Origin of the sequence: Bradyrhizobium sp. ma5, assembly GCF_042258955.1 — a bacterium.
GTDB lineage: Bacteria > Pseudomonadota > Alphaproteobacteria > Rhizobiales > Xanthobacteraceae > Bradyrhizobium.
In genome coordinates this window covers 7,086,383-7,109,750 of the sequence record NZ_CP170156.1, presented here as the reverse complement: position 1 = coordinate 7,109,750, position 23,368 = coordinate 7,086,383, and the positions used below count along the sequence as shown (strand labels likewise).

Below are 23,368 nucleotides of genomic sequence, written 5' to 3'. Positions count from 1 at the left end.
TTACCGCGTCGCGGATTCGTCGGCTGCGGCACGCATCTGCATGAACGCCTGGTGGTGCACCAGCGTCAGCTCCTGGCTGATATGCGACAGCTCGGTCGCGGCGGCTTCGGCAGCCTCGCTCGCGGGCTGGGCGACGCGCACGAACATCCTGGCCTCGTAGGCGCGAACGGCCTCGCGCCAATCCTTTGATCCTACCAGATGCGCCGCCAACTCCACCGCATCCAGCATCGCGGCGTTGACGCCTTCGCCACCGAACGGCGACATCAGATGCGCGGCATCGCCGAGCAGGGTGATGCCTGGGCGGTTGGTCCAATGATGTCCGACGGGCAGCGCGTGGATCGGCCGCAGAGCGAACTGATCATTGCTGGCGCGGAGCAGGTCGAGCAGGGCATCGGCCCATCCGGCGAATTCGCCGAGCAGCGCGTGACGCATCGCGGATGGCGAGGTGACGTCGAACCGCCGCTCGGCCCATTCGACGGGCACGCGGAAGATTGCGTAGCCGCGCAGATGGGCGTTGCCGTTGCGCAGGACCATCAGGCTGCGGCCGGCGCTCTCTGCGCCCATCTTGCCGCGGCCGACCAGCTCCGACAAAGCAGGGTACTTCGTGTCGACATCGTCGATGCCGAACTCGATGAAGGTCAGCCCGCTGTATTGCGGCTGATAGCGCGACACCAGCGGCCGCACCCGGGACCAAGCGCCGTCGGCGCCGACCACGAGATCGAACGGCCCTTCACGCGCACCGTCGAAGACGAGATCGTACTGGCCGTCCTCCCGTGGCACGACCTCGCGCAGGCCGCGGCCCCAGGCTATGGCATCCGGCGGCAGCGATTGCAGGAGCAGGTCGCGCAGCGCCGTGCGGTCGACCTCCGGACGGTCGCCGGTCATGTCGTCGTCCGCGAGCAGCAGCCGGCCGTCGCTGGCGTAGAGCCGGCTGCCCTGATCCTCGTAACGTGCGATACGCAGGAAGCCGTCGGTGAGCCCGGCGCGCGCCAGCGCGAGCTGGCCGCTCTCGGCGTGCAGGTCGAGCGTTCCGCCCTGCGGACGCTCGGTTGCCGAACTTTCGCGTTCGAACAGGCTGGTCTTGATCCCGGCAACATGCAGCAGGCGAGCGAGCGTCAGGCCGCCGGGGCCCGCGCCGACGATAGCAATGCGAATGGGATTTGAACTCATGGACACCACGCTCACAACAGGATACATAGGCACCTATCTAGTATAAATAGGGGCCTATGTAAATGGTGGGATCGTGACCGACTGGGACCTGTTCGATCGTCCGGCGCCGCTGGTCAACATGGCCTCGCGCAGCTTCCTCAGGCTCGGCGAGCGGCGCGTGAAGCCGCACGGCTTCAGCATTGGGCAATTGCCGGTGATCTATCTGCTGCGCGACGGCAAGGCGATGTCACAGCGCGATCTCGCCCGCGCCGCCAAGGTCGAGCAGCCGTCGATGGCGCAGATATTGGCGCGGATGGAGCGCGATGGCCTGGTGCAGCGGACGCCGATGCCGGGCGACGGCCGCAGCCAGCTTGTGTCACTGACCAAGGCGGCCAAGGCCAAACTGCCGGCCGCGCGCAGGGCGTTGCACCGCGATCAGGACCAGGCGCTCGCGGGCTTCAGCACGGCCGAAACCGCAACCCTGCTCGACCTGCTGCGGCGGCTCAATCGAAACCTCGACCGCATGGTCGCGGAGGAGGTGGAGAGCGGCCAGGCTGCCGAGGCGTAGAAATCCCCGAGAGCGCGGAGGCATGACGAATAAAGGCCGGGAGCGATCCCGGCCTTGTTGTCTTCCGTCATTGCGAGGAGCGATAGCGACGAAGCAATCCATGCTTCTACGTATGCGGCTCTATGGATTGCTTCGCTCCGCTCGCAATGACGATGCTGAGAAAGCGGATCGCGTCACTCCGCCGCTTCGGTCGCCTTCAGCGTGGGATAGTCGGTGTAGCCCTTGGCGCCACCGCCGTAGAAGGTCGCCTTGTCCCAGTCGTTGAGCGGAGCGCCGGCCTTGAGCCGCTCGACCAGGTCGGGGTTCGAGATGAACGGCTTTCCGAACGCGATCAGGTCGGCGGCGCCGGCCTCCAGCACCTTCTCCGCCAGCGCGAAGTCGTAGCCGTTGTTGGCGACATAGGCCTGCTTGAAGCGCTTGCGCAGCGAGGCGTAGTCGAACGGCGCGTTGTCGCGCGGGCCGCCGGTTGCGCCCTCGATGACGTGGATATAGGTCAGCTTCAGCGCATTGAGCTGGTCGACGATGTAGTCGAACAGCGGCTGCGGATTGCTGTCGGAGACATCGTTGGCCGGCGTCACCGGCGAGATGCGGATGCCGGTGCGATCGGCGCCGGCCTCCTTGGCGACGACCTTGGAGACCTCCAGCATCAGCTGAGCGCGTTTCTCGATCGAACCGCCATAGGCGTCGGTGCGCTTGTTGGAGCTGTCCCTGGCGAACTGGTCGAGCAGATAGCCGTTGGCGCCATGGATCTCGACGCCGTCGAAACCGGCCGCCAGCGCATTCGCGGTGCCGCGCTTGAAGTCCTCGATGATCCCGGGGATTTCCGACAGTTCGAGCGCGCGCGGTTCGGACACGTCGGCGAAGGTGCCGTTCACGAAGGTCTTGGTCTTGGCGCGGATCGCGCTCGGCGCCACCGGCGCGTCGCCATTCGGCTGCAACGAGGTATGCGAGATACGGCCGACATGCCAGAGCTGGATGAAGATGTGGCCGCCGCGCTCATGCACGCGATCGGTGACCTTGCGCCAGGCCGCGACCTGCTCCTTCGAATAGATGCCGGGCGTGTCCTGATAGCCCTGGCCCTGCTGCGAGACCTGGCTCGCTTCGGTGACCAGAAGGCCGGCGGAGGCGCGCTGGCCGTAATAGTCCACCGCGAGCGGGCTTGGCACCATGCCGGGCGGCACCGCGCGGTTGCGCGTCAGCGGCGCCATGACGAAGCGGTTCGGCAGCGTCAGCGGGCCAAGCTTGTAGGGCTCGAGAAGTTTGGTCGGTTGGCTCATGTGAAACAGTTCCAGACAATGATCGATGAGAAGAGATTTGTGCATTGCCGCGACGAGCGCAATGGCCGGGATATGCCCAGTTTGCAGGCCAGCCGCGCACAATTCCGCCCATGTGGCCGGCATCGAGGAACAGCGTGTGCGCGTTCACATAGGATGATTCATTCGAAATCAGGAACAGCGCAGTATAGGCGACCTCCCAGCCGGTGCCCTGGCGGCCGAAAGGTACCGTCACGGCGCGATCCGATCGCCTGCGGCTGGCATCGCGGCCCATCGGCGTGTCCATGAAGCCGGGCGCGATCACATTGCAGCGAATGCCCTTGTCCTCGCCGGCCCGCGCGATCGCCCGTCCCAGCGCGATCTGCGCCGCCTTGGAGGATTCATAGGCCGGGTTACGGCCGCCGGCGCGCTGGCTCGCCATCGAGGAGATCAGGATGATCGCGCCGCCCGGCGCCATCACCTCGAGCGCCTTCTGCGCGAACAGCATGTGGCTGCGCACATTGACGGCGTAGTCGCGGTCCCAGGCTTCCGCCGTCATCTTGGGCAGCGACAGGCCGGAGGAAATGCCGACATTCAGCGCCAGCCCGTCGAGCCCGCCGAGCTTTTGCGCGCAGCGTTCGACCGCAGGCGCGATTGCAGCGACGTCGGAGACATCGACCACATCGGTGAAGGCCTTGCCGCCTTCGCCTGTGATCTGCGCGACGGTGTTGTCGGCCGCCTCCCGGTTGACGTCGAGGCAGGCGACCGCGGCGCTCTCGCGCGCGAACAGCACGCTCATCGCGCGGCCGTTGCCGATCGGAGGCTCTTCGTCAACGGTTGTGCGCTGTCCCGCACCGACCACGATGATGCGCCGGCCGGCCAGGCGGCCGTGGTTCTTGGCAAGCCCGAGCGATTCCGCATGTAGCGAGGCGGACGGATCGATGGCTTTCGGTGCGTGGGTCGACATGGCGTGCTCCCTGACGTCTTGTTGTTGTCAGGGAGCAGTAGCACGGTTGGGCATGCGAGGCGACGTGTCGCGCCGAAGCGGGAAAATCCCGCGGTAGGGAATTTGTTTCTTAGTCATTCCGGGGCTCGCGAAACGAGAACCCGGAATCCAGACGTTATGCGGCTCGAGATTCCAGGTTCGTCCTTCGGACGCCCCGGAATGACGCGCGACGCGCGTCAGCTCACGCCGAGGAAATCGCGCTTGCCGACCTCGACGCCGTTGTGGCGCAGGATGCCGTGCGCGGTGACGGCGTGGAAGTAGAAGTTCGGGAACGAGAAGGCGCTGACGAATTGCTGGCCCTTCAAGGTCATGGTGCGATCGAGGCCGATCGGGAAGGTGACGTCCTTGGTGTCGCCGCCGTCGAACTGCTCCGGCTTGAAGGATTTCACATAGTCGATCGTCTTCGCCAGCCGCTGTTTCAGTTCACCGAAGCTCTTCTCGGTGTCGGGCGTCGACGGCACCTCGCTATGGGTCAGCCGCGCGCAGCCGCGTGCAGCGTGATCGCAGACCAGCTGCACCTGCTTGGTCAGCGGCAGCATGTCCGGATAGAGCCGCGAGCCCAGCAGCACCTCGGGCGCGATCTTCTTCGCTTCGCAATGCGCTTCGGCCTTGGTCAGCTCGCCGCTGAGGCTGTTGAGGATCTGCAAGTAGGCGGGGACGACGGCGTCATGAAAGGACATGGGGATGCTCTTTGTTCTGATGAAATCCGGATCTGCCGAACGGCGATGCTGCACATGGGGCCGCGAGGGGAAGAATACAACTGCGGGCGGCTGTAACACTTGGTCAAATGTTTCCCGGGGTGCCTTCTCAATCCCGTCATCCCCGCGCAAAGGCTTCGCCTTTGTCGCTGGAGGAGCGCGAAGCGCGTCTCGAAGGATGCACGGCCCGGTCGGTGGCCGTCGACCCTTCGAGACGCGCTACGCGCTCCTCAGGGTGACGGTTCAAAAGCACTGCTTGCTACCCAGAAAGCCCGACGACGTCCCTACCGCGTCCCCGGCACCGTTGCATCCGCGGCCGGCTGCGCACGGCCACCACCGCGCATCCGCGCCAGGAGCTCCGCGGTCGGCCAGGAATCCGCCGGCAGGCCGTATTTCATCTGCATCGCTTTCACCGCGCTGCGGCTCGCCTGGCCCAGCACGCCGTCGATCTTGCCGACGTCGTAGCCGGCACGCGCGAGCAGCGATTGCAGCTCCTTGATCTCGTTGAACGGCAGCTGCGCGACCGGTGCGTGCGGACGCTGCATCGGCGGTGCGCCCGCGATGCGGCCGGCGAGATAGCCGGCGGTGGTCGAATAGATCAGCGAGTTATTCCACTCGGTGTAGGCGGCGAAGTTCGGGTAGGCGAGGAACGCCGGACCCATCCGGCCCATCGGCAGCAGCAGCGAGGCCGGCATCTCGTCATTCGGCAGCGCCTTGCCGTCGGTCAGCGTGATGCCGAGCGCTGCCCATTTCGAACGCGGCAGCTTGATGGTGAGGTCGGCCTGGTCCCAAGGGAAATTCGCGAAATTCGCGGCCTGCGGCACGCGCACTTCCTGCAGCCACGGCTCGCCGCGCCGCCACTTCAATCCGTTGGCGATGTAGTTCGCGGTCGAGCCGATCACGTCGGGGCCGCTGGCGAGCAGATTGCGATGGCCGTCGCCGTCATAGTCGACGGCATAGTTGAAATAGTGCGTCGGCAAGAATTGCGTCTGGCCGAGTTCGCCGGCCCATGAGCCGATCATCTCGTCGGGCGTCAGGTCGCCGCGCTCGATGATCTTCAGCGCCGCGATGGTCTCGCCCTGGAACATCTCCGAGCGGCGGCAATCATAAGCCAGCGACACCAGCGATTTCAGCGTCGGCAGATTGCCCATCTGGACGCCGAAATCGCTCTCCAGTCCCCAGAACGCGGCGATCACCGCCGGCGGCACGCCATACTCCTTCTCGGCGCGCGCGAACGCGGCCGCGTAGGTCCGGATGTATTGCTGGCCCTGCTGCATGCGGTAGTTCGCAGCCATGCGACCGGCGAACTGGGTGAAGATCTGCCCGAACACGCGCTGGCCGCGGTCGCGGTTGACGATGCCCTGGTCGTAAACCAGGTAGGGCGCTGTCTCCGCGATCGTCCGCTGCGAGACGCCGGCGGCGACCGCCTTCTGTTTCAACTCGGCGAGGAAGCGATCGAAGCTCTGCCCGTTGTGGCAGGACGCAGCCCTTGGCGATGCTGTGGTGGCCGGGCGCGCCCTGACCGGGGCGGGCCCTGCGGGATTGGGAAGGGGCTGCTGCGCCAGGGCAAGGGAGGAGAGTGCCAGCGCCCCCGCGATCGCTGCGATCGTGATCGGGGCGCGGAGGGGAGATGCTGGCATCGATGTCACCGACTGGGAAAGGGGATCAAGGCCCATCCTGCATACACCAGGGCGACACCGGGCAACAACGGGGGTGCTGGTGTTAGACCAATTGGGCTTCGGCAGGTTGAAGGGCCGCCGCTATGATCCGGCCAAGTGATTCGCGGGCAGGGGTGTCGGCGGATCGATCACGCCCGGAGGGACCCATGTGGAGTTTTCTCGAGCGGCTGTTGGATTCGTCGACGTTTTCGCCACACGGCATCTGCCTGTTGTGGGAGCCGGAGCTGATCTGGCTGCACGTGATTTCAGACGCGATCATTGCCGCTTCGTATTTCTCGATTCCGTTTGCGCTGGCGATCCTCGTCTCCAAGCGGCGCGACTTCCAGTTCGGCTGGATGGCCTGGCCGTTCGCCGCCTTCATCCTTGCCTGCGGCCTCACGCATGTGTTCTCGATCTACACGCTGTGGGTGCCGATCTACGGTCTCGAAGGCATCGTCAAGGCGCTGACCGCCGTCGCCTCGATCTTCACCGCGGTGCTGCTCTGGCCGCTGATCCCGAGAATCCTGGCGATCCCGACCGAGGCGCAGCTGCGCGAGGCGCATGTCGCGCTCGCCGAGGAGGGCCGGCAGCGCCAGCGCTCGGAAGTCCTGCTCGAGCGTTTCCGCGAGGCCGAAGTCAACGAGAGCAAGATCCGCCAGGCGCAGAAGATGGAAGCGGTCGGCCAGCTCACCGGCGGCATCGCGCACGACTTCAACAATATCCTCACCGTCATCACCGGCACCATCGACATCCTGGCCGAGGCGGTCACCCACAACCGCCAGCTCACTGAGATCACCAGCCTGATCCGCGACGCCGCCGAGCGCGGTGCGTCGCTGACGCGGCATCTGCTGGCCTTCGCGCGCAAGCAGCCGTTGCAGCCGAGCGATGTCGACGTCAATGCGTTGATGGTCGACACCATCGAGCTGCTACGGCCGACCATCGGCGACCATGTCGATATCGATTTTCGGCCGATGCCGGATCTGCCGCGCGCGCTGGTCGATTCCAACGAGCTGGTCACCGCGATCATCAATCTCGCGCTGAACGCGCGCGACGCGATGCCGAAGGGCGGCAGGCTGCGGATCGAGACCCGCACTGCCGAACTCAAGCCATCAGACGTGCACGGCCATGACGGGCTTGCCGCCGGCGACTATGTCGCGATCGCGCTGATCGACAACGGCCAGGGCATCGCGGAAGCAGATCTCGCCAAAGTGTTCGAGCCGTTCTTCACCACCAAGGACGTCGGCAAGGGCACCGGCCTCGGTCTTTCCATGGTCTACGGCTTCGTCAAGCAGTCCAATGGCCATATCGCGCTCGACAGCGAGGTCGGCCGCGGCACCGGGGTGACGCTCTATCTGCCGCGCGCGGCGGTGCTCTCGCCGGCCGCCGCACCCGAGCGGCAGCAGCCGGACGTGCGCGGCGCGCAGGAGATCGTGCTTGTGGTTGAGGACGACAGACTGGTGCGCTCCTACGTGCTGACCCAGATCGAGAGCCTCGGCTACACAACGCGCTCGGCCAACGATGGCGGCGAAGCGCTCGCTGTGCTCGACAGCGGCGTGCCGGTCGATCTGTTGTTCACCGACGTCATCATGCCCGGTGCGATGAACGGACGCGATCTCGCCACCGAGGCGCAGAAACGGCGCCCCAGCCTGCGCGTGCTGTTCACCTCGGGCTACACCGATGACGCCATCGACCAGGACGGCAAGCTCGAGCAGGGCATCCTGTTCCTGGCAAAACCCTACGGCCGCGCCGAGCTCGCCCGCATGCTGCGGGTCGCGCTGCGCGCGGAGGAGGCGGTGATCGCGCGGGAGCCGGCGGAGTAATTCGCAAGTTCGTAGCCCGGATGGAGCGAAGCGCAATCCGGTGCAGTTTCTTCGCTCCATCCGGGCTACCGATCGCGTCACATGACCAATCGTTAACCCGCGCCGCGTCGCTGCGACGCACACCTTCCCCTTGCGACTTCCGCGGCAAAATCCCTACCTCAATGGCGTCAGTTGTGGCAGCATTCCGCTCGCCGTGAGGGAACCACGATGAATTATTTCCGCACCGCGCTCCTGCTTGCCGGCCTCACCGCGCTGTTCATGGGCGTCGGCTATCTGATCGGCGGCGGCACCGGCGCCGTGATCGCGCTGATCGTCGCGGCTGCGACAAATCTGTTCACCTACTGGAATTCCGACCGCATGGTGCTGTCGATGTACGGCGCCCACCAGGTCGATGCACGTTCGGCACCGGAGCTTTACAATCTCGTCGCGGAGCTCGCGCAGCGCGCCGCTCTGCCGATGCCGCGCGTGTTCGTGATGGACGAGGCGCAGCCGAACGCATTCGCGACCGGCCGCAATCCGGAGAATGCGGCGGTCGCCGTCACCACGGGATTGATGCAGCAGCTCAGCCGCGAGGAGCTCGCCGGCGTGATCGCGCACGAGCTTGCGCATATCAAGCATCACGACACGCTGACCATGACGATCACCGCGACGATCGCCGGCGCGATCTCGATGCTGGCGCAGTTCGGCATGTTCTTCGGGGGCAACCGCAACAACAACGGCCCCGGCATCGTCGGCTCGATCGCGATGATGATCCTGGCGCCGCTCGGCGCCATGCTGGTGCAGATGGCGATCAGCCGCACCCGCGAATACGCCGCCGACAATCTCGGCGCGCGCATCGTCGGCCAGCCGATGTGGCTGGCATCAGCGCTCGCGAAGATCGAGAACGCTTCGCATCAGCTGCCGAACATGGAAGCCGAGCGCAATCCGGCCACCGCGCACATGTTCATCATCAACCCGCTGTCGGGCCGCGGCGTTGACAATCTGTTCGCCACCCACCCCTCGACCGCGAACCGCATCGCCGCGCTGCAGCAGCTCGCCGCCGAGCTCGGCACCCAGACCGCGCCGCGCCCGGCCGGCGCCAGCTACCCGCCACGCAGCCCGTGGGGCGGTGCCTCGGGCCAGCGCGGGCCGTGGGGCTAGGGCGGGGTGAAATCATCTTGAACTGCAGCCGCGTATTTTCTTCGCCTCTCCCGCTTGCGGGGGAGGCCGACGCACGCAGCGCGGCGGGTGGGGGCTATCCCCATGATACGACTCGCGGAGAGAGCCCCCACCCCAGCCTCCCCCGCAAGCGGGAGAGGGAGCGCTCCGCCTTTGCGGCCAGAGCCAGCAGGCCTAGCCTGCGCCGTTACGCGCTAGCTGTGTCCAGCCGCTCGACCTGACCCTTGCTCAGCTCCAGCTTCGCCGCCGCGACCAGCGTTGCGACTTGCTCGGGCTTGGTGGCGCTGGCGATCGGTGCGGTGATGCCGGGCTTCGCCATCAGCCAGGCGAGCGCAACCGCGGCCGGCTCGTCGTGGGTCTCTGCGGCGACCTCGTCGAGGCCGGCGAGGATACGCAAGCCGCGTGGGTTCATGTATTTCGGAATGCTGCGCGTGCCGCGCGGGCTCTTGGCGAAGTCGCTCTCCGAGCGATATTTGCCGGTCAGGAATCCCGCAGCGAGCGAGAAGAACGTGATCACGCCGACGTCGTTCTCGACGCAGACGCGTTGCAGCGCGCCTTCGTAGCTCGACCGCTCCGCCAGGCTGTATTCGGGCTGCATGCTCTCATAGCGCGGCAGCCCATTCGTCCTGGAAATATCCAGCGCGCTTTTGAGCCGTTCCGCCGAGAAATTCGAGGCGCCGATCGCCCTGACCTTGCCGGCCTTGATCAGTTTGTCGTAAGCCGCCAGCGTCTCTTCCTGCGGCGTCGCCTCATCGTCCTTGTGGGACTGGTAGAGGTCGATGTGGTCGGTCTGCAGCCGGCGCAGCGAGTCCTCGACGGCGCGCGCGATGTAGTCCGGCTTCAGGCCGACATTGCCGTTACCCATGTCCATGCCGACCTTCGTGGCGAGAATGATGCGGTTGCGGTTGCCGCGCGCCTTCATCCATTTGCCGATGATCGTCTCGGACTCGCCGCCGTGATGGCCCGGCACCCAGCGCGAATAAACGTCGGCCGTATCGAGGAATGTCAGCCCATGCTCCAGCACGGTGTCGAGCAGCCGGAAAGATGCAGCCTCGTCCACCGTCCAGCCGAACACATTGCAGCCGAAGCAGAGGGGAGGGACGGTGAGGCCGGAGCGGCCGAGCGCGCGATGCTTCATGAGTGTTCTTTCTCTTGTTCTTGACGGGAGGCGCGGGAGACTGAGGCAGATCGGCCTTGTTTGCAAGGCACGCCGGGGTCCGCATTGCGCTGTTTCCGAGCGGTTGCGACCAGAGCCGGCCGCAAACGCGCGACGCTGCTGTCCAGTTTGGGAGCAGCGTTGCGGGTCATCTGTCACGGGATCCGTCGGCATTGCCCGGTCGGAATGCCGACGGATGATCACGGAGATGTCGCCGCCGGCGGCTCGGCTATTTGTGCTCAACGAAGACCGCCTTGCAGTCGTCGCTGCTGATGTTCTCGGCGGTGTGAGATACCACGAGTGGCCCGGCAAACGCCGTGCCTGCCTTGCTGGGGGTGTCTCGCGTGGTGCCGTCGGCATTGTGCAGGCGAATGGTGCAGTCGGTCAGTGGATAGACCACGAACGGCACCGGGTGCGAATGCGGCTTGTCTGTCGTCCCCTTCTTCCATGTCGCGGCGATGACGCGGAAATTCTGATCCTCGAAGATGACCTTGTAGGTGTCCGGATCGCTTTGATAGCTCGGTGGAGAATCCGCAGCCGCCGTCGCAGAGACCGCCGCAAGCAATCCGACAATTGAAATGCCATATGCACGGAAATTCATATCTGAAAACTCCCTGTTCAATCGAGCTACGCGCTCGGCAATGAGCGCGGGTGACATCTACCACAGGACGTTTGTCGCCACGAGATTCGTTCTGCCGTGCGCATCGCGGCGTCGCGCTGTGTCCGATGCAGAGACGATCGGCGGTGCTCGCTCGCGCATCAGGTCAGGCGGGCTGCCCTTCATGGTCGTTCGATGACGGGGCGATTATTTCCGGCGTTGCGAAACGCAATTTCATTTGCCGGTCATTTGATGTAGATTGCGCGGCGAGCTGCCACCGGTCACGCCGAATTCCGGAGAATGCGCGGCAGAGCAAATGGCCATCGGCAGGCCTTACGGTCTCATTTTCAGTACGAAAAACCTTCTGCCTGGGTCACGCCCGGGCGACTGATTTTTTCATTCCCAGCCAAGTGGAGGGATTGCCATGCATTTCTGCCTCTCAGGGGAATACACACCGCGTTCCATCAACAACATCATGGAGAACCCGACAACCAATCGGTATGAGGCGGCCAAAAAGTTGATCGAGACGGCCGGCGGCAAGCTGATTTCGATGTACAGCACGGCGGCCGATGGCCCCGGCGTGATGGTGATCTTCGACGTGCCGGATCCGACCGTGGCGCCTGCCATCACCGGCGTGGTCGTGGCGTCGGGCGCCATCCAGAATGCGAAGCTGGTCCGGCTGTTCACGCAGGACGAGATCAAGGTGGTGCGTCAGCACGCGAGCAAGCTCAAGGCTGCTTATTCACCTCCAGGAAGCTAGCAGGCACGGACCACGAAACGCGGCACAGATCGATCTGATGACCGCTGTCACTCGCGCGCGGCGGCGCTTCACAGTGTCCCGCGCGGAGGCGAGGGCCGTTGCGCGCCGCAGATCCGGGGCGCGTTAACGGATGGGCAGTCGCTCAGGCGGATGTCGCGCGCGCATGCTGGCTCGCATAGCCCCGGCCGGTTGTGCCGTCGCATGACGTCCGCCGCCTCGTTCAGCGCGTCTTCGGCGCGGCGATTGCGGCACCGCGCCGCCTCCGCTCATGAGGGCGGAGAGTCCAGATACACGTAAAGCGCCGCGATCTTGCCGTCCCGCGCGATGATGAAATCCACGCCGGTATAGACCGGCGTTTCGCCTTTCGGTCCGGAGCCCCACGCCAGGCGTCCCGAATTGTGCAGCGCCTGCGGCGCGCCGTGCGGCGTATAAACAAAGTGCGGATGCGTCGCGCGGAGATCGCCGGCGAACTTGTCGAGCGCGTCGCGGCCGACAAGAATGCCTGGCGGCGCGTAGAGCACGCAGTCCGCGGTGTAGAGCTCTTCAATTGCGGCCCTGCGGCGTACCGGATCGCCTTCGCCGAAAACCTCCGGGAGGTTGCGGATGAGCAGCGTTTCGATCCGGCTCGCGTCTGCGCCCGCCGAGAGCGCGACGCTGGTCTTGCTGGCATGCTCGTTCATCTGAGACCTCCATGTGACTCCTGAGATCATGTGGTCGCAGCCGCCGTCCTGAAACGGCAATGATGGAAAGTCATCGTTTCACATTTTGATGCATCGACGTGACGGCCGTTCGTTCGAAAGCGTTGCGGCGCGGCGCATCGTCCGCGGGGTCTTCAGCCGCCTTCACGTGCGGTGTATGTACAAGCGTTGCCGGCCAACGATTTGCGCGGCGACGCTGAAGGGCGGGTTGGGTTCTCAAGGTGCATCACTCGGTTTCGATCTTGGGCGCGGCGTCGACGGCGCGCGCGAAATTGCCTGTCCGCGTTGTCCGGCTGGCCGGCGGTATTGCGATCGGCTGCGCGCTCATTGGCTTCACGCCGCCGCGGGTGATGGCGCAAGTGCCATTCTCTCCGTTTCAGCCGGCGCGACAGATGGAGGCTGCAAAGCCGATGGCGCGCGACGTCAGCCAGCGGCTCGACGGCACCGCGTTCTTTGTCGACGATCTCGGACATATGCTGACCGCGCGGCATGCGGTCGCGGACTGCGCCCGCATTGTCGTCAGCAAGGAGGGCCGGGCCGTCGCGGCGCGCGCGGTGGCGCTGGCTGCGAGCGACATTGCATTGATCAAGGTGCCGCGCACGCTCGGTCTCGCGGCGGTCTTCCCGCGCGCGAATACGTCGGTTGCCAACGACATGGTGTTTGCCGAGGCCTATGACCGGCTGAAGCCGATCCTCGCGCATGGCGGATCGCTCGGCAATGCGTTCGTCGATACCACGCTGCGCGATCCCGAGCACCTCGTGCTGCGCTCGAACGTCACCTTCGGCACCAGCGGCGCGCCGGTGCTGGATTCCCGCGGCCTTGTCGAAGGGGTGGTGAGCCGCAGGACCACGGTCGATCGCGTACTGGCGGTCGATGCCGTGCACGCCAAATCCTTCCTTGCCGCGCACGGCGTCCGCTTCCAGGAGGAAGATCGGCCATAGCTGAGCGGCACCGCATCCCGCGCGCATCGCGCTGCCAGCATCTCGGCACGCGTCACATGCCTGCAACAATGAGCGATGCTCGCGCGTCGTCCTGTCAGCTGTCTGCGGTCAACCCTTGTCCAGAACCATGCTCATCTTGCGGGGCACGCTCGTGCTCTCGTTCGGCCTCTTGATCCTGTCCGCGGCGCCGGGCCACGCCCAGGACGCCAACTTTCGCAATCCGGAACGGGCGCCGCCGTCATGGGCGCAGTTTGCCAAGCTGGTCAAATACCGGTTCGAGGAATGGATCGCGGCCGACGAGACGGTCGCCAATCGCTTCCGCAACTGGGTCATCGAGCATTCCGGCAAGGAGAACGGGCCGCCGCCGATGCTCGTGGTGCGCGCCTGGCTCAGCCCGGACGGCACCTTAGAACACGTCGCGTTTCCGGCGCTCAATGATGCCGGCGCGACCGAGGACCTGCGGACCATCCTGAAGCGCGGCAATGTCGGCGAAGCGCCGCCGCCGGAAATGTTGCAGCCGCTGAATCTGCGCTTCTCGCTCAACCTGCGCAAACCCTGAGCGAGTTCGATCGCGCTTCCGCACTCCTGGGGTCATTCCGGGGCGAGCGAAGCGAGAGCCCGGAATCCATTGATCCACGAGTTATGCGGCATGATGGATTCCGGGCTCGCGCCAACAGGCGCGCCCCGGGATGACGTGGGAGAGAGGAGTTGCGCCTCAAGTGCTGATTTACTCGACGGCACAGCCCCGGTGCGTTCCCAATGTACCTGTCATCGCCCGGCTCGACCGGGCGATCCAGTACGCCGCGGCCTCTCGGTTCAAGCAGTGCCGTCTCTGGAATACTGGATCACCCGCTTTCGCGGGTGATGACACCGCGTAATTGTTGACACTTGAATCAGAACAATCCCGCCATCCCCGCACAACCAAAAATGCTGCTTGTTGCGCGATGCTGGAACCACGAGTCGCGGTTACAATGGCCGCCGCGGAGTATGGGTCCCGGCTTTCGCCGGGACGACGCATGGGGTGAACACCATGGCCAAACAACAGTCTGAATGTTCGCGACGGGCGTTCATCGCCGTCGCCATCTCCGGACTTCCCGCGGCACTGCTGCTGCGACCCGCCGCAGCCTCCGACAAAATGACAAAACCGCAAGCCGAATACCAGGACACGCCGAACGGCATCTACTCCTGCGGACTGTGCACGCTGTTCGTTGCGCCCGACGGCTGCAAGGTGGTGGAGGGCGCCATCCGCAAGGACGGCTGGTGCAAGGCCTTTGCCGCCGTCGATTGAGTCTTGCGCCTCTGAGGGAGAGGTACACCGCCTCACAGCTCCCGTGCATTCGAGAACGCGAACGACGACACCCGCCGCGTGGTCTCGTCCAGGATCAGGCTGCGCGTGATCGGCGGTTCGGCGCGCTGGCTGCAATTCTCGCGCTCGCAGAGCCGACAGTTGACGCCGATCGGCGTGCCCTCGACCTTCTCCAGATCCATGCCGGTCGCGTAGACGAGCTTGGCCGCATGACGGATCTCGCAGCCGAGCCCGATCGCAAAGCGTGGCTGCGGCTGCGGATAGGGCGCTACCGGCCGCCGCACCGTCTGCGCGATCGAGAAGTAGCGCGTGCCGTCCGGCAGCTCGATCACCTGGCTCAGCAGGCGGTCGGGCATGTCGAAGGTCGAATGCACATTCCAGAGCGGGCAGGTGCCGCCGAATTTGGAGAACGGGAAGGTGCCCGAGGAAAATCGCTTCGACACGTTGCCGGCATTGTCGACCCGCAACAGGAAGAACGGCACGCCGCGCGCGTTCGGCCGCTGCAGCGTGGTGAGGCGGTGGCAGACCTGCTCGAAGCCGGCGTTGAAGCGCTGTGCCAGCACGTGCACGTCGTAGCTCAGGGCCTCGGCCGCGGAGTGAAATGCCTGATAGGGCATCATCGCGGCTGCCGCGAAATAATTGGCGAGCGTGATGCGGTAGAGCCGGCGCGCGGTGTCGTCGAGCGGGCCGGCGCGACTGACGATCGCATCGATCGCGGCGCCGCATTCGACATAGCCGATCTGCAGCGCGAGCTGGAAGCTGCGGCCGGCACTGTCGACGAGTTCGGAGATCAGGATCTGCCGGCGATGCCGATCGAAGCGGCGCAGCGTCTCGCGCATCACGTCGACCGGCATGACGCGGGTGACGATCGAATGCTTTTCCCGCAGCCGCGTGGCGAGCGCCGTGAACAGGCCTTCGGTGGGCACGTTGAGCTCGTCGCGCAGATTTTCCGCCGCGGTCTCGAGCTCCGGAAAATAGTTGCGGTTGGCCTCGATCAGGTCGCGCACCCGCTCAATCGGGTTGGCGTCGAACTGCGAGCCCTCGCGGTCGGCCATCTGCGCCGCCACCAGCGTCTCGCCGCGACGCGCCTCGGTATAGGCGGCATAGAGCCGTTGCAGCGCATGCGTCACGCCGGGGCAGAGCTCGGCGAGATCGCGGAGTTCCTGCTTCGGCAGGTCGATCTGGCGGAACAGGGGATCGGAGAATATCTCGTTGAGTTCCGCGAAGAAGCGGTCCTCGTCGGCGGTGGCGAGGTCGCGCAGATCAAGGTCGTAGGTCTCGGCCAGCCGCAGCAGGATCTGCGCCGTCACCGGGCGCTGGTTGCGCTCGATCAGGTTGATGTAGGAGGGCGAGATGCCGAGCCCCTCGGCGATCTGGGTCTGCGACAGCCCCAATTGCTGGCGGATCCGCCGGAACCGCGGACCGACGAACAGCTTCTTTCCCGACTCGCCAGGCATGACAGCCTTCCTGACCTGTTTTCGTGACAAGATTTACAAATTGACATTTATTACAAGTTCAGATGTTACATGACATCACCAATAAAAAACAAGGCATCTGTACGAAGTTCGCCTTTTCGCGTTTATCTCCTGACACGCACTTCGCGATGCTCTGTCAAGAATGTCGGTGCGGCGAGCAGGTCGCGGGGATCAGAATTCAGGCCGCTGAGCAGAGGCAGCCGGATTTTTTGGAGGAGACTGACGATGAGCAAGAGCAGCAATTTCTGGGTGATCGGCGGCGAGTTCGGCTCGATGAATTTCCACAAGCTCGTCGAAGGCTCCGCCCAGGTCCGCGGTCCGTTCAAGACCCGCAAGGAAGCCGAAGAGTGCTGGAAGGAAGTCTCGGAAGAGAGCCGCCACAAGGCCGGCGTGCGCTTCTCGATCGTCGAGGAGCCGTCGCGGGTTTTGGCCTGACACCAAAATTTCTGAGCTAAGAAACGTCCAAGGACGGCGGCCCCATCCGGTTCATCCGGGTGGGGTCGACCGCTTTTGGGACAATGTCGAGATCTTTCAGCTGGGGATAAGTGGCCACCTAAGTGCTTGGGAACCAACGTGCTTTGCGGACGTCATGGTTGCTGATAGGTTAATGGGTAAGGCAACCTGTCACCACGAGGCCGTAAGGCATGTCCGATCCGCACAACACCGGCAGCGAGGCGCGCGAGATGCGGCCGACTCTGCGAGAGGCGCTGCGGCGGGCGCGGATCGAGGCGGCCGATCGCACCGGCGTCGTGGTCGAATTGCGCGACGCCGAGGTGGCGCGGCTCGAGATCCTCAACGACGCGCTCGATCCGCTGTTCGCGCAGGTGCCGGAGAAGGTCGATTTGTTCGACCGCGGCATCAGCCAGGGCGAGACGCCGCGACTGTGGATCGACGTGGTCGCGCATGTGCTGATGGGCCGCGACAAGCGCATCTACCGCTTCGTGCAGGACACAAGGTTCGGCCGCATCGTGCTCGCCGAATCGCACGACGTGGCCGTGATCGTCGATGCGGTCACCGATTATGTCGCGCGGCGCATGATCGAGCGCGAGCATGCGATGGTGGCAACGCCGCTTCCGGTTGCCGAGCCGCCGGCACCGCCGCCCGCACCGGTGGCGGCGCCGAAGCGCCGCGGCGGGGTCGGTACGTTCGTGCTCGGCTTCATCCTGGGCGCGCTGGCGCTGTTCGGCTTTGCGCTGCTTGCGAGCTTGCAGAATTTCTAAGGCATGATCCGGAAAAGTGCGAAGCGGTTTTCCGAAAAAGATCATGCTCAAATGAAGGAAGGGGCGGGGGCATCGTGGTCATAACACCCGCCTCGGCATTTTTCGGCGCCCTGGCGGGTGCCGCGGTGGTCGGTAGCGCCGTGCTGTTCGGCAAATGGCAGACGCTGCGGCGCGCCGAATATATCCGCACCTTCAAGTGGCCGGCCGGCCTCTTGGCCCGGCTCGAGAAGCATCACCCCGGCTTCGCCCGCAAGGACAGCGCGCTGGTGTCGCGCGGCCTGCGGCAGTTCTTCCTCGCCTATCTGATGAGCGGCAAGCGCTACGTCTCGATGCCATCGCAGGCGGCCGACGACCTCTGGCACGAATTCATTCTCTACACCCGCGAGTACGACGCGTTCTGCCGCCGCGCCTTCGGCAGCTTCCTGCATCACACGCCAGCGGTCGTGCTGGTGAAGGAGCGGCGCCGGAGCAATGAGGGGCTGCGGCGGGTCTGGTGGTATTGCTGCAAATACGAGAACATCGATCCCGTCAGGCCGACGCGGCTGCCGCTGTTGTTCGCGCTCGACGCCAAGCTGAACATTGCGGGCGGCTTCATCTATCACACCGACTGCGAAGCGCTGCGCCGCAGCGGCATCGGCGGCAGCAGTCCGTATTGCGGCGGCGATTTCTCCGACTCGTCGATCGACGGATCGTCGGCGGGGTTTGGCGATGCCGGCAGTGACGGAAGCCATGGCGGCGATGGTGGCCACGGCGGCAGTGATGGAGGCGGTGGCGACGGTGGGGGTGGCGGCGACAGCGGAGGCGGCTGCGGCGGTGGGTGTGGTGGCGGCGGGGGCGGTGATTAGAGCGTTTTCGAGCGAAGTGGACACCGGTTCGCGTGAAGAAAACGCGTCGATACAAAATGCTCTAGGATAGCCGCACTTGCCTGAGCTCGCGTATGCCGTCGTGAGCGCCGAGGCCGCGCACGGTCTGCTCGCAGCGCCAGCCATTGCCGTCACGCTCGATCGAGAACAAATTGTAGGCCGCCGCCGGATAGTGCTTGCGCGCTAGCGCCGATGCCGACGGCACGCCGATCGCCGGGATCTTCCGCTCGGGGCCGTCGAACCACATCGTCGAATGGATGTGATCATGGCCATGCAGCACCAGCTCGACGCCATGTCGCTTGAGCAGCGCCAGCAGCTGATGCGAATCGGTCAGCCGCTTGGCGCGCCCGTCGGAGTGCAGCGGGTGATGCACCAGCAGCACGCGGAAGGCCTCCTCCCGCGACAGCTGTGCGAGGATCGTATCCAGCGCGCCGAGCTGGGCATGGCCGAGCCAGCCGGTCGCCATCAGCGGCGGCGTCGGCACTGCCGAGGAGACGCCGATCAGCGCCACCGGGCCGCGGCGGCGCACGAACGGAAAGTGCGTCGCCGCGCCATCGGCGTCGCCGCGCAGATAGTCGCCGAAGTGACTGACGAAGCGATGCCGGGTCGCGCGCACATAGGCGTCGTGATTTCCTGGGACGACAGTGACGTCGGCAGCGCCGCCGACACCCTCGAGCCATTGCCGCGCCGGATTGAACTCGGCATCCAGCGCCAGATTGACGAGGTCGCCGGTCACGGCGACATGGTCCGGCTGCTGTGCCTGCATGTCCGACACCAGCGTGTCGAGCACGTCGCGCCGATGATATTTGTGACGGTTGCGCGTCCAGTTCAAATAGCCGAAGGCGCGCTTGCCGGCGAGATCGCGCAGCCGCGCGGCCGGCAGCGGCGGCAGATGCGGGTCCGACAGATGCGCGAGACGGAACACCGCCATCACGCGATTCCCTTCGGATTGTCGGTGAAAAGTGGCCGGCCACCGGTCATGTCGTGCTATCCCGAACGTCCTGCCCTGTATTGGCAAGAGCTGCGCGGCCGCGCAAGGATCAAAGCATGGGTCAAACACCATGGTGTCGAGGGTTCAGTGACGGTCCTTGAGGATTTACGCAAACGCTGCGAGCCGCAGCTCAGGTGGGTGTTTCATTTCTACTGGCGGCTGGCCCGCGGCATGACGCTCGGGGTCCGCGCCGTGGTGCTCGACGCCGACAACAAGGTGTTCCTGGTCAAGCACAGCTATGTCCATGGCTGGTATCTGCCCGGCGGCGGGGTCGAGGTCGGTGAAAGTTTTATCGAAGCGCTGCGGCGCGAGCTCGAGGAGGAAGGGCGGATCGAGTTCGACGGAACGCCGGTGCTGCACGGCATCTTCCACAACAGCCACGTCTCGCCGCGCGATCATGTCGCAGTCTATGTCGTCAGGAACTACCGGCAGGACCGTCTGCCGGAGCCGAATCGCGAGATCGTGGCCTGCGGTTTCTTCGATCCGGCTGACCTGCCTGACGACACCACCCCCGGTACGCGGCTGCGGGTCGCGGAGGTGCTCGAGGGCAAGCCCGCGCCTGCCACATGGCGGTGATGGACCGCGCCCGCGCCAGATGCTATCCCGCGCCCCACAATGACTGAACTGTCCCTGACCATCCTGCCCGAGACCCCGAAAGACGCCCAGGCGATCGAGCGCCTGCTCGAGCGCACCTTCGGGCCCGGCCGCTTCGCGCTCAGCGCCTACCGGTTGCGCGAGCACGTCGATCATCTGCTCGACGTCTCCTTCACGGCGCGGATCGGTACGCTGCTGGTCGGTTCGGTGCGCCAGCTGCCGGTCACGATCGGCGATACGCCGGCCCTGATGCTCGGGCCGTTGACGGTCGAGCCGCCGTTCCGCAGCCGCGGCGTCGGCCGCGCGCTGCTCGAGCGCGCGATCAACGACGCCCGCGCAAAGGGCCATCGGCTGATCGTGCTGGTCGGAGACGCCCCGTACTATTCGCGGGTCGGCTTCAAACCGGTCCCGAAGGGACTGATGACGATGCCCGGCCCGGTCGACTACAGTCGCCTGCTTGTCATGGAACTGGTCGACGGCGCTGCCGAGGGTGTGTCCGGGCCGATCCAGCCGGACTGGAGCAAGGCGATCTGACGTTTCCGCGAGTGTTGCCGGAACGGTTGCGCGCTCTCGGAAACTGAAGCACAGTTGAGGCAAGCGCCGGGACAAGACCGGCGCATGTCATATCAACAGGGAGAGTGCGCGCCATGATCAAGGTCAGTGTGATGTATCCGAACAAGCCCGGCGCGCGGTTTGATCACGAATATTATCGCGACAAGCACATGCCGCTGGTGAAGGCGCGGCTCGGCGACGCCTGCAAATATTACACCGTCGACAAGGGTCTCGCCGGCGGCGCTCCGGGAACGCCCGCCACCTATGTCGGGATGTGCCACATCTTCTCTGACTCGGTTGAGGCCTTCGGGGCCGCCATGGGCAAGCACGCCCCGGAGATCATGGGCGACATTCCGAATTACACCGATCTGCAGCCGGTGATTCAGATCAGCGAAGTCGTGGTCGGCCACTGAACGGCGCGGGCTTCAAGGCACATCCCTCAGCCGCGTGCGGCAGAGGGATCGCGCTTGTCTCAGAACTTCAGATTGGCGAAGGCCCGCACGCCGAGGCCCGGCATCAGCACCTCGTCCTTGGTGTAGGACACCGAGTTGCGGATGTTCTGGTTGAGCAGGTTGTTGCCGGCCAGGCCAAGCGTCATCTCGCGTGCGCCGATCCATGACTGATTGAGCTTGGTATTGTAGGTGATCTCCGCATTCAGCAGATTGTAGCCCGCCGTCGGCGTCTCGCCGATCACAGAGATATCGTTCTGCGCGAAGGCGTGCACCAGGTTGATCCGGGTGAACCAGTTGCTGTCGCGCCAGTAGACGCCGCCGCCGAGCCGCACCGGCGGAATCCGCGGCACGTTGCTGCCGTCGGTGAAGGTGGCGCGCACCACGTCGAACTGGTTCTCGATGCCCCAGATGCCGCCGTTCAGCGGGCCGATGTCGAGCTGGCTCTGGAATTCGGCGCCGCGGAAGGTCGCATCGCGCTGCGAATAGACCGCTTGGCGGCCCTCGTTGCCGGGATCGCCATTGCCGCAGGAGTCGAAATCGCTGCCGCACATCACCCCGGTCAGGCGGCGATAGATGAAATTGCTGAAGCGGGTGTAGTAGGCGGTGGCCTCGAAGCGGAATGGGCCGGTCGCCTTGCGCAGGCCGATTTCGACCGATTTCGCGGTCTCGATGGTCAGGTTCGGATTGCCGATGTCGAAGGTCGCGGTGGCGTCATGCGCGCCGCGCGAGAACAGCTCCGCCGGCTTCGGCGCACGCTCGACATATTGCGCCGTGATGCTGCCGACGAGGTCGCCGGGCAGGTTCTGGATCAAACCGACGCTGCCGCTGACCGGCGTGTAGGACGGATTGCGTGAAACCGAGCTTTGCGGCACGCCGTCCGGCAGGAAGTCCGCCGGGAAATCCGGCGTCGATCCGTGCAGCTCGACATGCTCGATGCGGCCAGCGACCTGCGCCTTGGTCGAGTCCGTGAACTTGAACTCGTTGAACACGTAGCCCGCGATGCGGTTGTTGTTGTTCGGGCTCCACAGTCCGTTGAACAGCGTGCCCGGGTTGTCCGGGCTCGGCGCAGTCAGCTCCTGGTGTCCGCCCTGCAGGCCGAACGCCGTGGTCACCGTGGCGAAGCGCGCATCGAACGGCATCATCTGCACCTCGACACGGGCCTCCTGCTCCTTGCTGGTGAAGGTCTGCCGTACGCCGTCGCTGAACAGGTCGGCCGGATCGGCGAGGCCGAGCTCGTTGTGCCGATAGTCGGTCGCGCCCACCCAGAACCGCACAGCGTCGATCGCAGCCGCATCGGGCCGGTACTCGCCCTTGACCGCGATCTTGGTCTGATGCGCGTCGATCCGGGTCCGGTGATCGGAGCCGTCGATGCCGGGGATGTGGTAGAGCGAGTCGTTCTGGGTGATCGACGCGCCGATAAAGCCGCCCTGGAAGAAGTAGGACGCGCCGACTGATGCGCCATCCGACTGGGTCGCGGAGTTCGGCTGGCGGCCGTTCACCGGCCGGGTCTGGTCGAACAGATACGGATAGCTCGGGATGCTGTAGTCGCTGCTGGTGCGGCCATAGACGTCGGCGTGCACTGCGACATTGTTGCCGCCGGCGTCCAGCAGCATGCCGCCCTCGACGCCGCGATTGACCGAGCTGACGGACGTGCGGCTCTCGACATTGAGGCAACCGGGCGCGCCTGTGTCGGCCAGCGGCGTTTTCACCGGTAATCCGTAGCTCTGGAACGGCGCCGCCGCGCAGGCCGGCATCGCGTCGGGAATGCGGTTGTTGGTGGCACTCACCACGCCGCCGATCGAGGTCGAGCCGTAGCGCAGCGCGGCAGGTCCCCGCACCACCTCGATCTGGTTGGTCGAGAACGGATCGATCGGCACGAAATGATCCTCGCCGAGATCCGAGACGCCGCCGCCGCCGAGGCCATTCTCGACAATGCCGACGCGGTTGACGTCGAGGCCGCGGATGATCGGCCGGCTCGATGCGCCGGGCGCGAAGCTCGAACCGGTGATGCCGGGCTTGGAGAACAGGAGGTCGCCCAGCGTGGCGCCGCCGGCGCGCCGCAGTTCCTCATTGGGCACCACGGTGACCGTTGCGAACTGGTCGGTGACGACGGGCAGTACGCCCTGCTGAGGTGCAGGCGCCGGCGCCGCTTGCGCTGCTGCGGCGCGATCGCGATCGCGGCTCGGCGCAGCCCGGCCGACGTGAACCGGCGTGCGTGTTGGCACAGTCCGATGCCGCTGGATCGGGCTTGGCGCCGTCACCGTGATGTCAGGGAGTTGCGTCGGCGTGTCATCGGCCAGCGCGCTGCTATGCATTGCGCCGAGCAGCAGCCAGCTCGCGCCTCCGATGTGGAGCGCTCGTTTCTTCTGAAATGTCATTGTCCCGATCCAGGTGCCGTCGAAATGACGGATCGATCCCGATTTGCCCTGCTGGAGCAGGCCGCAACTGTGAC

General features: G+C 65.3%; 23 protein-coding genes and 1 pseudogene. 13 read left to right on the top strand and 11 right to left on the bottom strand.

Annotation, left to right across the window (positions count from 1 at the left end; translation table 11 throughout):
* Complete coding sequence (locus ACE103_RS33555) at nucleotides 1-1,170, bottom strand: FAD-dependent oxidoreductase (protein ID WP_375776511.1); 1,170 nt, start codon at nucleotides 1,168-1,170, stop codon at nucleotides 1-3.
* Nucleotides 1,171-1,243: 73 nt separating this feature from the next.
* Here ACE103_RS33555 and ACE103_RS33550 point away from each other — a divergent pair, with 73 nt between their 5' ends.
* Nucleotides 1,244-1,717 carry a MarR family winged helix-turn-helix transcriptional regulator gene (locus ACE103_RS33550; protein ID WP_375776510.1) on the top strand — a complete coding sequence of 158 codons (474 nt, stop codon included), beginning with the start codon at nucleotides 1,244-1,246 and terminating at the stop codon, nucleotides 1,715-1,717.
* A 173-nt stretch (nucleotides 1,718-1,890) separates the two neighbouring features.
* On the opposite strand, the gene ACE103_RS33545 is transcribed toward ACE103_RS33550, so the two are convergent.
* The 4 genes and pseudogenes from ACE103_RS33545 to ACE103_RS33530 form a co-directional block, all read right to left on the bottom strand.
* Nucleotides 1,891-2,994, bottom strand: a complete 1,104-nt coding sequence (locus ACE103_RS33545; protein ID WP_375781236.1) for an alkene reductase — start codon at nucleotides 2,992-2,994, stop codon at nucleotides 1,891-1,893.
* 175 nt (nucleotides 2,995-3,169) lie between these two features.
* Nucleotides 3,170-3,769: pseudogene (locus tag ACE103_RS33540) on the bottom strand (SDR family NAD(P)-dependent oxidoreductase); the annotation flags it as partial.
* A gap of 383 nt (nucleotides 3,770-4,152) precedes the next feature.
* On the bottom strand, nucleotides 4,153-4,656 hold the full coding sequence (locus tag ACE103_RS33535) for a DUF1993 family protein (protein ID WP_375776509.1): 504 nt from the start codon (nucleotides 4,654-4,656) through the stop codon (nucleotides 4,153-4,155).
* 302 nt (nucleotides 4,657-4,958) lie between these two features.
* Nucleotides 4,959-6,314 carry a lytic murein transglycosylase gene (locus ACE103_RS33530; RefSeq protein WP_375776508.1) on the bottom strand — a complete coding sequence of 452 codons (1,356 nt, stop codon included), beginning with the start codon at nucleotides 6,312-6,314 and terminating at the stop codon, nucleotides 4,959-4,961.
* A 185-nt stretch (nucleotides 6,315-6,499) separates the two neighbouring features.
* Between ACE103_RS33530 and ACE103_RS33525 the strand changes: the two genes are divergently transcribed.
* Both ACE103_RS33525 and htpX read left to right on the top strand, forming a co-directional pair.
* Nucleotides 6,500-8,152, top strand: a complete 1,653-nt coding sequence (locus tag ACE103_RS33525) for an ATP-binding protein (protein ID WP_375776507.1) — start codon at nucleotides 6,500-6,502, stop codon at nucleotides 8,150-8,152.
* Between the two features lie 207 nt (nucleotides 8,153-8,359).
* A complete protein-coding gene (gene htpX, locus ACE103_RS33520) occupies nucleotides 8,360-9,292 on the top strand; it encodes a zinc metalloprotease HtpX (RefSeq protein WP_223969453.1) in 933 nt (310 codons plus the stop codon).
* A gap of 205 nt (nucleotides 9,293-9,497) precedes the next feature.
* Here the strand turns inward: htpX and ACE103_RS33515 are convergent, their stop codons facing one another.
* Both ACE103_RS33515 and ACE103_RS33510 read right to left on the bottom strand, forming a co-directional pair.
* Complete coding sequence (locus ACE103_RS33515; protein WP_223969452.1) at nucleotides 9,498-10,448, bottom strand: aldo/keto reductase; 951 nt, start codon at nucleotides 10,446-10,448, stop codon at nucleotides 9,498-9,500.
* 247 nt (nucleotides 10,449-10,695) lie between these two features.
* A complete protein-coding gene (locus ACE103_RS33510; RefSeq protein WP_375776506.1) occupies nucleotides 10,696-11,067 on the bottom strand; it encodes a hypothetical protein in 372 nt (123 codons plus the stop codon).
* A 421-nt stretch (nucleotides 11,068-11,488) separates the two neighbouring features.
* Between ACE103_RS33510 and ACE103_RS33505 the strand changes: the two genes are divergently transcribed.
* A complete protein-coding gene (locus ACE103_RS33505) occupies nucleotides 11,489-11,824 on the top strand; it encodes a GYD domain-containing protein (RefSeq protein ID WP_223969450.1) in 336 nt (111 codons plus the stop codon).
* A 266-nt stretch (nucleotides 11,825-12,090) separates the two neighbouring features.
* Here the strand turns inward: ACE103_RS33505 and ACE103_RS33500 are convergent, their stop codons facing one another.
* Nucleotides 12,091-12,504: a nuclear transport factor 2 family protein gene (locus tag ACE103_RS33500; protein WP_223969449.1), complete on the bottom strand. Its 414-nt coding sequence runs from the start codon at nucleotides 12,502-12,504 to the stop codon at nucleotides 12,091-12,093.
* Nucleotides 12,505-12,794: 290 nt separating this feature from the next.
* Here ACE103_RS33500 and ACE103_RS33495 point away from each other — a divergent pair, with 290 nt between their 5' ends.
* The 3 genes from ACE103_RS33495 (at nucleotide 12,795) to ACE103_RS33485 (ending at nucleotide 14,751) form a co-directional block, all read left to right on the top strand.
* A complete protein-coding gene (locus ACE103_RS33495) occupies nucleotides 12,795-13,463 on the top strand; it encodes a serine protease (protein WP_375776505.1) in 669 nt (222 codons plus the stop codon).
* 127 nt (nucleotides 13,464-13,590) lie between these two features.
* Nucleotides 13,591-14,022 carry a hypothetical protein gene (locus tag ACE103_RS33490; protein ID WP_375776504.1) on the top strand — a complete coding sequence of 144 codons (432 nt, stop codon included), beginning with the start codon at nucleotides 13,591-13,593 and terminating at the stop codon, nucleotides 14,020-14,022.
* 462 nt (nucleotides 14,023-14,484) lie between these two features.
* Entirely contained in the window at nucleotides 14,485-14,751 is a 267-nt protein-coding gene (locus tag ACE103_RS33485) for an iron oxidase (RefSeq protein ID WP_375776503.1), read from the top strand.
* A gap of 32 nt (nucleotides 14,752-14,783) precedes the next feature.
* Here ACE103_RS33485 and ACE103_RS33480 read toward each other — a convergent pair whose 3' ends face one another.
* The gene (locus ACE103_RS33480) at nucleotides 14,784-16,226 is read right to left on the bottom strand and encodes a short-chain fatty acyl-CoA regulator family protein (protein WP_375776502.1); all 1,443 of its coding nucleotides are present in this window, start codon (nucleotides 16,224-16,226) and stop codon (nucleotides 14,784-14,786) included.
* Nucleotides 16,227-16,469: 243 nt separating this feature from the next.
* Here ACE103_RS33480 and ACE103_RS33475 point away from each other — a divergent pair, with 243 nt between their 5' ends.
* The 3 genes from ACE103_RS33475 (at nucleotide 16,470) to ACE103_RS33465 (ending at nucleotide 18,309) form a co-directional block, all read left to right on the top strand.
* Nucleotides 16,470-16,679, top strand: a complete 210-nt coding sequence (locus ACE103_RS33475) for a hypothetical protein (protein WP_375776501.1) — start codon at nucleotides 16,470-16,472, stop codon at nucleotides 16,677-16,679.
* 209 nt (nucleotides 16,680-16,888) lie between these two features.
* Complete coding sequence (locus ACE103_RS33470) at nucleotides 16,889-17,464, top strand: hypothetical protein (protein WP_375776500.1); 576 nt, start codon at nucleotides 16,889-16,891, stop codon at nucleotides 17,462-17,464.
* A 74-nt stretch (nucleotides 17,465-17,538) separates the two neighbouring features.
* Complete coding sequence (locus ACE103_RS33465) at nucleotides 17,539-18,309, top strand: glycine-rich domain-containing protein (RefSeq protein WP_375776499.1); 771 nt, start codon at nucleotides 17,539-17,541, stop codon at nucleotides 18,307-18,309.
* A 61-nt stretch (nucleotides 18,310-18,370) separates the two neighbouring features.
* Here the strand turns inward: ACE103_RS33465 and ACE103_RS33460 are convergent, their stop codons facing one another.
* Nucleotides 18,371-19,258, bottom strand: coding sequence for a metallophosphoesterase family protein (locus ACE103_RS33460; protein ID WP_375776498.1), 888 nt, complete (start codon nucleotides 19,256-19,258; stop codon nucleotides 18,371-18,373).
* A gap of 147 nt (nucleotides 19,259-19,405) precedes the next feature.
* On the opposite strand from ACE103_RS33460, the gene ACE103_RS33455 reads away from it, so the two are divergent.
* From ACE103_RS33455 to ACE103_RS33445, 3 genes are all read left to right on the top strand, one after another.
* Nucleotides 19,406-19,894: an NUDIX domain-containing protein gene (locus ACE103_RS33455; protein WP_375776497.1), complete on the top strand. Its 489-nt coding sequence runs from the start codon at nucleotides 19,406-19,408 to the stop codon at nucleotides 19,892-19,894.
* Nucleotides 19,895-19,933: 39 nt separating this feature from the next.
* Nucleotides 19,934-20,446, top strand: a complete 513-nt coding sequence (locus tag ACE103_RS33450) for a GNAT family N-acetyltransferase (RefSeq protein ID WP_375776496.1) — start codon at nucleotides 19,934-19,936, stop codon at nucleotides 20,444-20,446.
* A 113-nt stretch (nucleotides 20,447-20,559) separates the two neighbouring features.
* The gene (locus tag ACE103_RS33445; protein ID WP_223969438.1) at nucleotides 20,560-20,877 is read left to right on the top strand and encodes an EthD family reductase; all 318 of its coding nucleotides are present in this window, start codon (nucleotides 20,560-20,562) and stop codon (nucleotides 20,875-20,877) included.
* 59 nt (nucleotides 20,878-20,936) lie between these two features.
* Here ACE103_RS33445 and ACE103_RS33440 read toward each other — a convergent pair whose 3' ends face one another.
* Nucleotides 20,937-23,294: a TonB-dependent receptor gene (locus tag ACE103_RS33440; protein WP_375776495.1), complete on the bottom strand. Its 2,358-nt coding sequence runs from the start codon at nucleotides 23,292-23,294 to the stop codon at nucleotides 20,937-20,939.
* Nucleotides 23,295-23,368: the final 74 nt, after the last annotated feature.